The 10,806-nt window shown below is 62.8% G+C and carries 8 protein-coding genes and 1 pseudogene; 1 reads left to right on the forward strand and 8 read right to left on the reverse strand.

Annotated features, from left to right (window positions below; all coding sequences use genetic code 11):
* From AB9K34_RS00920 to AB9K34_RS00955, 8 genes and pseudogenes are all read right to left on the reverse strand, one after another.
* The coding region (locus AB9K34_RS00920) for a hypothetical protein (RefSeq protein ID WP_369952606.1) at positions 1-625 on the reverse strand (625 nt) is incomplete at its 3' end.
* Positions 620-985: pseudogene (locus AB9K34_RS00925) on the reverse strand (ATP-binding protein); the annotation flags it as partial. The pseudogene AB9K34_RS00925 and the gene AB9K34_RS00920, both read right to left, overlap by 6 nt.
* A complete protein-coding gene (locus AB9K34_RS00930) occupies positions 985-2,121 on the reverse strand; it encodes a DNA cytosine methyltransferase (protein ID WP_369952599.1) in 1,137 nt (378 codons plus the stop codon). The pseudogene AB9K34_RS00925 and the gene AB9K34_RS00930, both read right to left, overlap by 1 nt.
* A 242-nt stretch (positions 2,122-2,363) precedes the next feature.
* Entirely contained in the window at positions 2,364-3,302 is a 939-nt protein-coding gene (locus tag AB9K34_RS00935; protein ID WP_369952600.1) for a tyrosine-type recombinase/integrase, read from the reverse strand.
* Between the two features lie 118 nt (positions 3,303-3,420).
* Entirely contained in the window at positions 3,421-6,771 is a 3,351-nt protein-coding gene (locus AB9K34_RS00940; RefSeq protein ID WP_369952601.1) for an error-prone DNA polymerase, read from the reverse strand.
* Positions 6,768-8,267: a DNA polymerase Y family protein gene (locus tag AB9K34_RS00945; protein ID WP_369952602.1), complete on the reverse strand. Its 1,500-nt coding sequence runs from the start codon at positions 8,265-8,267 to the stop codon at positions 6,768-6,770. The genes AB9K34_RS00940 and AB9K34_RS00945 overlap by 4 nt, the downstream gene beginning before the upstream one ends.
* Positions 8,194-8,781, reverse strand: a complete 588-nt coding sequence (locus AB9K34_RS00950; RefSeq protein ID WP_369952603.1) for an ImuA family protein — start codon at positions 8,779-8,781, stop codon at positions 8,194-8,196. The genes AB9K34_RS00945 and AB9K34_RS00950 overlap by 74 nt, the downstream gene beginning before the upstream one ends.
* Positions 8,771-9,451, reverse strand: coding sequence for an SOS response-associated peptidase (locus AB9K34_RS00955; protein WP_369952604.1), 681 nt, complete (start codon positions 9,449-9,451; stop codon positions 8,771-8,773). The genes AB9K34_RS00950 and AB9K34_RS00955 overlap by 11 nt, the downstream gene beginning before the upstream one ends.
* A 1,043-nt stretch (positions 9,452-10,494) precedes the next feature.
* Here AB9K34_RS00955 and AB9K34_RS00960 point away from each other — a divergent pair.
* Positions 10,495-10,806: DUF736 family protein (locus AB9K34_RS00960; RefSeq protein WP_369952605.1), on the forward strand; the 312-nt coding region annotated here is incomplete at its 3' end.

Here is a 10,806-nt window from a genome sequence, read left to right on the forward strand (position 1 = left end):
ACGCCACTGCAAGCGCGCCGAGCGCTTGAGCAATTTGAGGGCTCCGCGCCCGGCGCGCTTGCCCAAACCGAAACCCATGATTATCAAGATCAAACCCGCAGACTCTCGTTATGAACGAGGGACCGAAGGGGGGCAGGTCACTAGAAAGTGTTTCGAACAGCCGATCTTGAGCAAGTTGTGCCGCAGCGTCTGGGCTTTGATCTAATTGTGCTTCGATGTCGAAAGTAACTTCCCCGATAAGCATCGCTGTGCCGTGCTCAACTGAACCAGTCCAAACTGACCAATTACTCAGATGATCTTCACAGAACAGCTCTGATGGTCGCGCCTCCAGGATCCTCGCTGAAGGTTTAAGCTCTTTGTCGTTCCGGTTTTCAGTCTGGTTTAAGTACTCTTCGTCAGAAGCCTTCCAAGCTGCTCGTCGCCTGGCTGCAACCTCATTGTCATCGCCACCCAGTACATTTTGGTGAAGTTGCTTTCCCATCTCCTCTAGTATGTCAGGGAACTCGTCCGTTTTCGAAAACTCAGCTACGGGGATCGTGATGTCGCTCAGGTTCAAGTAGGCGTTTTCAAAAAGTCGCCAGTCAACAACCGCAGTTACGAACGATCCATTGATGCGCTTGGACACAACGCATAGCACTGAGCCCAAATTTGCACAGGACAAACGACCAATGCCCTTTTGCCCTTGCTTTGGTCTAGTGGGTAACCCAAGCCGATCCGCGGCTGGAACCTTGGCTGACGTCGCCTTTGACTCCGTTCCTACGACTAGCCACCTACTAATGAACTCCTCCCGATTCATCCCATGCCCATCGTCCGTCAGAACAGCAGTTGGGCGGGGACGGTCGAAAATGGTCAGCTCTGCCGAACGAGCATAGGCATCAAATGAATTCTTCCAAAGCTCTGAAATAGCCGTAGGGGCATCTGCGATTTGCTCTCGCCCTAGGTGATCAACAGTCCTAGCTTTGGTCTGAAATGCGATGCTTTCCATTATTCTGCGGCAACTCTTTTCCGGATTTCCTTACTTTCAAACTCGCCAATTCCCATGAACTCAAGTTCATTGCGCAGATGCTTTAGTAACGCCACACCAAGTGTTATTGGCACAGCATTCCCGATTTGTTTGCCTGCAGCGATCAAACCACCTTGAAACACCACATTATCAGGGAAGGTTTGGATTCTCGCTGCTTGACGGAGTGTAATTCCGTGATTCTCCGTCGGGTGCACAAAACGGCCTTTGGACGGATTGATACATGCGGTCGTCATTGTGGGAGCGGGGCTAGCTGGGTCTATTCTACCGTAAACATCTTTGTGGCCATCGTGGTTTTCGTGGCAGGGAAGAAGGCGGTTGGAATCCTTTCTACTACCGCCATTGTGAGGGGTACTTGCGAAGGCCCGAACTAACTCTGCGGAATGGTTCATGTGGACATTGTTCGGATCACTGCTGCCTGCGGGTGAGAAGGCGCTCGAACAGTCATTCCAAGGAAGCAACTCATTCGCGTCTTCTGTGTACTTTGGATTCACATGTGTCGGGGCCGGAGGCCAATTCAGACCGTCGCGAATTTGGTCTTTGCGGATACCAAGGATGAACACTCGTTTACGCCGTTGAGGCACACCAAAATCCCGAGCGTCCAACACTTCCGGGGCCCGGACTTCATAGCCAGCCTCCTTACCGGCCTCATAGAACTCTTCCAGGTACTCTTTATGTCGATCCCAGAGCATTCCGGGGACGTTCTCCATTAAAAAGGCTTTTGGTTTGAACGCTGCGACGAATTCAAAATATGTATTGATCAGCTTGTTGCGCTCGTCGCCAACTCCGGCGTCCTTGATGCGATGTGTCGAAAAACCTTGGCAGGGAGGTCCTCCGAGGACCAAGTCGCATTCGTCGGGCCCTTGAAAGATCTCTGACGCAAGAGCCTGTGGATCGAGGCAGAGAATGTCTTCATTGAGGACTCTGCAAGGTTCGCTCTGGAACTTTCCTATATTGTCAGAAAGCGTTCTGGAGGCATGTTTGTCGTTCTCGATAGCCAGGCGTACCGAGAATCCTGATTGGGCCGCTGCCAACGAGAATCCGCCTGCACCAGCAAAAAGATCTATGCAACTATATATTTTTTCGACTTGATCTACCAACCCGCAGCGCCCCGGCAATTTTTTCCACTTTGAAGCAATGCGATGGACATGTCGATAGGCCCGGCGCCTCAAAATCGAGTGCTCGGCGAAGAGATGATGCCGGCCTAACCTGGCTGGGTCAACCGGACCTCTGGCTTCCTTTGAGTGCGAGGGGAAGTGCTAGCGATCTCGGTTCAACGAGATGACGACGCTTCGAAGGCATCACAGCAAGTGCGGCGACAGCCTCAACGCCTGCTCGGGCGTCACTGCCGCAGTTCGCTAAGTACATCGACCCTTTCCAACGCACGTCGTAGTGCGCTGTTCGAAACCCTCACATAGATCTCGGTGGTCCTGAGGCTGGCGTGCCCGAGCAAGGCCTGGACCATCCGGATGTCGATTCCCTCCTCGATCAGCAGCGTCGCGGCGGAGTGCCGGAACCGGTGCGGGGTCAAGTGCGGCTCGATCCCGAGGCGCCTGGACAACGCCCGCAGCCGCTTGCGGAACGTGGCCGAGCGGAGCCGACGACCTTCCGTGTTCAGAAACAGGGGCGCCGCGAGAGAGTCCTCGTTGCAACGCACCTCACAATGTCGCCGGAACTCCTCCTGCAGCTCGCGATTTGGTACAAAGACGATGCGCTCCCTGCTTCCTTTGCCATTCACGAGGATTTGGCCCCCGTCGGGCGAGACATCGCGGATCTTCAGGTTGGTGAGTTCACTGATCCGCAGCCCTGTGACGATCAGCAGCTTGATGATCAGGACCGTGACGGCATTCTGCGAAGTTGGCGCCGTGTCATCTGCGCTTGGCTTCGACCGCACAGCGATGGGGCCGTCACCGGCTTGGAGAACCGCTCTGAGGGTGTCGCGATCGATCGGACGCGGCAGGCGTCGCGGGATCCTTACGGAGATGCGGACATCGGCAAATGGGGAGGGCAGGGCGCTGTTCCGATCTTCGCTCCAGGCAAAGTAGGACTTGAGCGTTACGAGCCGCCGCTCGATGGTCGCGGGCTTGGCGCCCAACGCGTCACGCAGATGCCGGTGGTAGGCGAGGATGTCGTCCTTCGACAACGGGTCGCTGAGACGGTGGGTCGCGGTGAAGCGGGCGAAGGTGCGCAGATCCTGGGCATAGGCCCGCAAGGTGTGATGTCCGACGCCGCGCTCATCGCGGCAGGCGTTGACGAAGGTTCTGTGGTCGAGGCGAGGCATGCTGAACTCCTATGTTGGGATTCGGCAAGTTCAACACAGGTGGTTCAGGCTCCGAAATCGCCCGACCAAGCGGTAACGATAATGGCCCGCCTTGTTGCGACCGATATGAGGCCGCGCCTTAGTGGAAATCCCGGCTCGGAAACAGCTTCTTGGCCTGTTCGCGCGGATGCCGGACGGTTGATCCGCCGCCACTACGCGTGGGTTGGTGCGCTGCCTCGGCCTGACGATCGTCTGCGTCGGTGGCCGGCCGCCCAAGGCTTGAGAGCATCGGCGAGATGTCCTCGATCCTCTCGGCAACCACATGAACGACCTGTCCTTCGCGTTCGATCCTGCCGGTAACACGCAGGAGCCGCCCGGCGATCACCGCCTTGCGGAAGGTTTCGTAGACCCGGCTCCAGACCACCACGTTGGACACGCCGGTCTCGTCCTCGAGCGTCAGGAAGATCACGCCCGATGCCGTGCCGGGCCGTTGCCGCGTGATGACGAGACCCGTCACGGTGATGCGCCCTGTGGCCCGATCCAGCCGTTCATGCGGCAGGCTTTCCGGCAGGCGCGGCCGCAGCAGTTCCATCGGATGGGCGCGCAGGGAGAGCCGAAGCGCCAGATAATCCTCGATCACCTCCTGGCCCAGCGTCATCGCCGGCAGCGCAACTTCCGGTTCCGCTCCACCTTCACCGTCAGCGCCGAAGAGGGGCAGGGGTTTCGGCCCTCGCAAGGCCCGGGCAGCCCAGAGCGCATCGCGTCGATTGAGACCGAGCGAGGCGAAGGCATCCCCTTCTGCCAGCCGTTCCAGCGCGTCCGGTCTGACACCGGCCCGGCGCCAGAGGCTCTCTACATCGGGATATCCATTGCCGCGAGCGGCCTCGATCCAGATCGCATCCTCCTCCCGCATCCCCTTGATCTGCCTAAACCCGAGTCGCAGCGCCAGTGCCCCGTCGCCGCGTGGCTCCAGGGTGCAGTCCCAGGCCGAATGATTGACCGAGACGGCCCGGATCTCGACGCCGTGCTCACGCGCGTCGCGGACGAGTTGCGCCGGGGCGTAGAAACCCATCGGCTGGCTGTTCAGCAGCGCGCAGGTGAAGACCGCGGGATGATGGCGCTTCAGCCAGGCCGAGATATAGACCAGCCGCGCAAAGCTCGCCGCATGGCTTTCGGGGAAGCCATAGCTGCCGAAGCCTTCGATCTGGGCGAAGCATCGCTCCGCGAACCCCGCCTCGTAGCCGCGGGCCAACATGCCCGAGATGAACCGCTCACGGAATGCGCCGATGGTTCCCATCCGCTTGAAGGTCGCAAGAGAGCGGCGCAGCCGGTCGGCCTCGGCCGCCGAGAAACCGGCCGCGACCACCGCGATCTGCATCGCCTGTTCCTGGAAGAGGGGGACGCCATAGGTGCGCCCCAGCACCTCCATCATGGCAGGTCCGAGATCCTCGACCTTCTCCTTGCCCTGGCGGCGGTTGATGAAGGGATGAACCATGCCGCCCTGGATCGGGCCGGGGCGGATGATTGCGACCTCGCAGACCAGATCGTAGAATTTCCGCGGCTGCATGCGCGGCAGGAAGTTGAGCTGCGCCCGGCTCTCGACCTGAAACACTCCGACCGCATCGGCCTTGCAGAGCATATCGTAGACCACCGGATCCTCGGGCGGGACATTGGCAAGGGTCAGCTGCAGGTGACGGTGATCCTCCAGCAGCCCAAAGGCCTTGCGGATGCAGGTCAACATGCCAAGCGCCAGCACATCGACCTTCAGGAGCCCGAGCGCGTCGATATCGTCCTTGTCCCACTCGATGACAGTGCGATCCTCCATCGCGGCGTTCTCGATTGGGCAGAGCTCGTCGAGCCGGCCATGGGTGATGACGAAGCCGCCGACATGCTGGCTCAGATGCCGAGGGAAGCCGGTGATCTCGCCGATCAGCTTCGCCGCCAGCGCCACACGCCCGTCCGCCGGATCGATCCCGGCATCGCGCATCCGGTCCTCGCCCGGTGCACTGGACGACCAGCCCCAGATCTGACCCGAGAGCCGGGCGATCACGTCCTGGCTCAGCCCCATGACTTTGCCGACTTCGCGGATCGCGGCGCGTGAACGGAAATGGATCACGGTCGCGGTCAGCCCGGCGCGATGCCGACCATATTGCTCGTAGATCCACTGGATCACTTCCTCGCGCCGCTCGTGCTCGAAATCCACGTCGATATCCGGCGGCTCGCCGCGTTCCTTCGAGATGAAGCGTTCGAAGATCAGGGTGATGCTCTCGGGAGGCACCTCGGTCACGCCAAGCAGGTAGCACACGACCGAATTGGCGGCCGACCCGCGGCCCTGGCAGAGAATGCCCTTCGAGCGCGCGAAAGCCACGATGTCATGGACCGTCAGGAAATATGGCGCATAGCCCATCTCGCCGATGAGCTTCAGTTCCTTGTCGACCCGCGTGACGATCCGGGCAGGCGGCCCCTCGGGATAGCGCCAATGCAGCCCCTCCCGCGACAACCGTTCGAGCCGCGCCTGCGCCGGCTCGCCGTCCCGCGCTTCGTCGGGATATTGATAGCGCAGATCGTCCAGCCGGAAGGCGCAGCGGTCGGCGATCTCCAGTGTCCGCCGGATCGCCGCCGGATAGCGATGGAACATCCGCGCCATTTCGCTCGGGGATTTGAGCCGGTGCTCGCCATTGGTCAGCCGGCGCTCGCCGATCGTGTCGATCGTGCAGCCCTCGCGCAGGCAAGTCAGGACATCGGCGAGCGGACGCCTGGACGAGCGATGCATCATCACCTCGCCGAGGGCCACAAGCGGCAGGCCGGTGTCCTGGGCGATCCGGGCCAGTTGGTCGAGGCGCAAAGGGTCTCGTCCGTCATAGCGCGGTGCCGCGCCAAGAAAGCACTGGCCGGGGAAGGTGCGCAGCATGTGCCGCAGGTCGCTGGCAGCCGCCCGGGCCGGGTGCTCCATCGGGTCGGGCGGCAGCGCGATCAGCACCATGCCCTCGCCCCAATCCAGCAGATCCTTGCGCGTCAGATGGCAGTCGCCTTTCGTGGCTCGCCGCTTGCCGAGGGACAGGAGCCGGGTCAGCCGCGACCAGGCCGCGATATCTGTGGGCAAGGCGAGCCAGTCGACCGGACTGTCGGTCAGCACGATCCGGGCGCCAGGGATCAGCTTCGGCAACACCATGTCCGGCGGAATTCGGGGCGCATCGCCTGCCGGCATGTGCTGCATCGTCTGGCGGCTGGAATGATCGGTCACCTGCCGGGATCGGATCGCCGGACCGGCCTCGGCCCCGTCGCTCGCTGCACGGGCCTCCTCGCGCAGTCGTGCCAGCTCCTTCAGGGCGGAGTAAGCCCGCACCACGCCCGCCACCGAGTTGCGGTCGGTGATGGCGATGGCCTTCAGGCCCAGTTCGGCAGCCCGCGTGACCAGCTCCTCGGGATGCGAGGCCCCGGTCAGGAAGGTGAAATTGCTTGTCACGCAGAGCTCCGCATAGCCGGTCATGCGAACTCTCCCTGTGCGAACCAGCTCTGCGCGGGCCAGGCCGGCGCCTGCGGCGTGTGGTAGAGCCAGAGCCGTGCGCCCTCGCGGGTCTCCACCCGCCAGTAGTCGCGCAGACCCGAGCGCCAGGCCGGATCGTCGAACCACCATTCCGGCGCGATCCGCTCCGGTCCGTCCGCACGCAGGGTGGTGAAAGACATGCGCCGCCAGGCGAACCGGGCTGGAGGATGTCCGGGCTGGCCCAGCCCCTTCGTGGTGACCGGCTCAGGCGGAAAGATGATGATCGGCCGATCCGGTCCACGATGCGGTGGTGAAGGTTCCGCCGCGCTGTAGGCGGCGGGTGTCACGAGAAAGCTCCGCTCGGGGATCTTGCTGGTGGCAGGCAGGAGCCGCAGAACCTGGTCGAAGCCCAGCCGGTTGCCGAGCCGGGAGAAGAGGTCGGCCAGCGCGTCCTCCCGGGCTATCGTTCGGGGTCCGCCGATCTGCTCGGGTGGCAAGTCCTCGGTCACATGGGCGACGAGGCGCATCGCCTCGATCCCGAACCCGGCTTCGACCTCCGACACGCCTTTCTTGAAGAGCGCGGCAATGCGCTCGGGATCACGCATCGGCCGGGCCAGCCCGATCTCGACCTGCGCGGTCTCCCGGTCGACCCGGTGCAACTCGAGCCGCAGCCGCCGTGCGCCACGATGATGTTGGGCCAGTGTGCTGCAGAGCCGGTCGAGCAGGCGTGCGAGGCCCGACATGACGTCGGCCTCAAGACCGATGGGGTCCGGCATGGTCATCCGCACCCCGAAATACGGCGCGTCCGCCTCCGGGGAGACCGGCTCAGGCTGAAGGCCGAGCGCCTGATCGAGCCGCAGCACGAGCCCCGAACCGAACCGTCGCGCGAGCGGCGCCCGCGGCAGATCGATGAGATCGCCGATCCTGTTCAGTCCCATCCGGGCGAGCCCTTCCGCCACATCGCTCCCGATCCTCAGCGCCGAGACCGGCAGGCCGGCGATCCCCTCCTTCGCTGCGCCCTCGGGCAGGATGCCGCCGCCATGGCGAGCGAGCGCTTGGGCTGCGCCACGGGTTTCGGCGATGGCGCTCGAGAGGGTCAGGCCGACGCGCTCCAGCCGCGCATGAAGGTCGGCGCGCATTTCGGCCTCGCCGCCGAAGAGATGCGGCACGCCGGAGATATCGGCGATAAGCCCGTCCGGGCCGTCCCGCGCCACCATCGGGGAATAGCGCCCCGCCCACCGTCTGAGGCCTGCCAGTGCGGCTGCTTCGCGTGCAAGATCGGCGGGCCGGGTGATCAGCTCGGGGCAGATGGCGCGGGCATCGGCCGCCGCCATGCCGGGATGCAGTCCGCGCGTCTCGGCGGCCTGGTTCAGACAATGCACATGATCGGCATTCCCTGACCTGTGGATCAGAGCGAACGGTCCCTCAACGGGACGTCTCCGCAGACTCGTGTCGCTTGCCAGCCGCGGAAACCGGATGGACAGCAGCCGTCTTGCCATTCCAATGCACAGCCCAGGTTCCCAATGTTCCCTTTTTGTTCTTACTAAGGGCCCATTGATGCAGAGTCGAGTCCCGTCGTTCCGACGCATTCGGTGCGCAATGCCACCGCGTTTCGGCTGCGTTGCTGCCCTGGCCTTCGCGGATCAGCATGAGTCCGGTGGTTCGACCGGCTTCCGCGGCCAGCTGCAGGCGTCGCCCGGCGATCAGGGAGAGGGGCTTTTCCGGCTCCGCGATCACCAGTCCGACGCCTTCAGAGCGCAGCGCTTCCTCGGTGGCCCAGAGCAGGTCGGTCTCGTTCGCGGGACGGATGAGATGCAGCCGCTCCCCGACGCCTCCGGGCAGACCCCGGAGCATCGGCTGGTGCGGGGCATGCCCGGGAATGATCCAGATCAGGGCCTCGGCGTGTCGGGCGGCTTGCAGCAGGGCGAAGCTGCGCCGGCCTGGACCTTCGGCCTCATGGACCCGGTGCCGGGCCAGGGCAAAGAGCTCGCTCGGAGCCGGATCAAACCGCATCCTCGCGCACCCCCTCGGCAACGATCTTCAGCATCCCGTCCGGGAGGGGACGCTGGAGCTTCAGGGCCTCCTCGGCCGGCGCGGTCAGCCAGTGCCGCCATTCCTCGGGCTGCGTGAGGATGACGGGCATAGCTTTGGGGTGGATCGGCGCCACCTCGGCATTGGGCGGGCAGGTCAGGAAACCGAAGATCTCCGCCGTCACCTCGCCTTCCTTCAGTTTGCGCACCGAGGTCCATGTCGTTCGCAGCCCGGCGAAGAAGGCGAGCGGCCGATCTTCGTCCAAAGCGAACCAGACCGGCGAATTGCGCGGCGCACCCCGGCGCCCGTCGATCTCTGAAAAGCTGGTGAAGGGCACGAGGCAACGATGTTCGACACCGAGCCAGCGCCGCCAATGAGGAGAGCCGACATTGCGGATATTGGTGACACCCTTGTCGGTGCGCTTGCCTTCGAGAAACTTCGCAGGGGTCGGCATGCCCCAACGGGCCATGGCCAGCTGCCATGCTGCGCTTTCGCCATGTCGGATGATCGGTGCCGGATAATCGGGCCAGATGCCAGGTTGAGGCGGCAGGTTACCGGTGCTGTCTACAAGTTCCTCATCCCCCTCGACCATGTCGTCGAATAGGTGGCGCATTGCGTCCTGGCTCTTGGTCTGGGAGTAGAGATTGCACATCTGCGGTACGCTCGGGAATCGGAACAGGGTTTCGATTGAGAACAATGACAGAACATGCGGCTGCTGGAAAGTGCGGCGGAGTTAGCCAGCGCCAACGTCACGAGTAAGGGCGACACAAAAGGTGGCTTACGCAATGCACCTTTCAGAGGTCTGTTCTTGGCGCAGTAAATATCAAGGTAAGATCTTGGCCCCTCCTGCCCGTTGGTCAGGACCGCGCCCTACTCGGTCGGCTGCATGCAGCCGACCTCCCCGAGCTGAAACGCCGCCTCTCCCTGCGACGTGCTGCTGGCCGTGCAGTCTCCTCCGGAGCCAGCCCGGCCAGCCGTCGCATGGTCGTGGCAACGCTTCATCTCGGCCATTCGGTAACGGTCGCTGGGGCGGGCGTGTGACATCAGTGATCACGTACCTCGCGTCTCTGCCAGTGTTGTTCCTGACTTTGCCGGACATGCTGTCCCGCCCCATCATCGTGTGTCGCAAACGATGGTCGACGAGCGCAGGATCGCATTGGCCGCAGCCGGCAGAGGGCCGGTGATGGTCATGATGCACGGATCGCATAATATCGGGCTGCCGTAGAGGTTCCGTACGAAATCCGGGCGAGCCGAGCACGGTATCGATGCTTCGACGGTCTCCCTGCTGCTCTTCCAGACAACACACATCGCGTTGCCACGGGACCCAGCCGTCGCGTCACATGAGACAGGGTCAGGCAAAGCTCTGGCTCGTCCGTGTTCGGATCGGAGCAAGAGGACAGAGAAGACACCGCACTCCGCAGATTCTCTGGCGGCTGTCCACCCACCTTCCTTCGCGGCCACCGCACTTCTCCCTTTGTCTGAGTTGCATGACATGCTGGTCGCAGCTGTCGCCCCCGCCACAAAGGTTGTCGCCGGTCTTTTTCCCCTGACCCACCAAAGAACAGGGGTGGGTCATTCCTCGCGAGGCAAAAAGACCGGCGCCTGCCCCTCTCCGCTGCGCTTCGCCTTCGGTGTGGCCGGGCCTTGGCCAGTTGCAAGGTGACCATCATTGCAACGCAAACAAGGAGAAGAGCAATGACCACGAACTGCATCAAATTCACCAGCGCCGACATCGAATCCGCCAAGGGCGTCGGCTCCATCTCGACCCTGACCTTCGACCTCGACATCACGGTCGAACCTATCGCCAGCGCGAACCCGATGGCCCCCACGCACCGCGTCCTCGGCCGCTCCCCGCGCGGCAAGCTGGTCGAGTGCGGTGGCATCTGGAAGAAGCAGAACAAGGAGACCGGCGCCGACTACTACACCCTGACGATCCGCGACCACGGCTTCAACGCCAACCTCGGCAAGGCCGCGAACCAGGACGATCTGTCCCTGCAGGCCGTCATC

This window comes from Sedimentitalea sp. XS_ASV28, from assembly GCF_041224545.1.
In the GTDB taxonomy this organism is placed as follows: domain Bacteria; phylum Pseudomonadota; class Alphaproteobacteria; order Rhodobacterales; family Rhodobacteraceae; genus Sedimentitalea.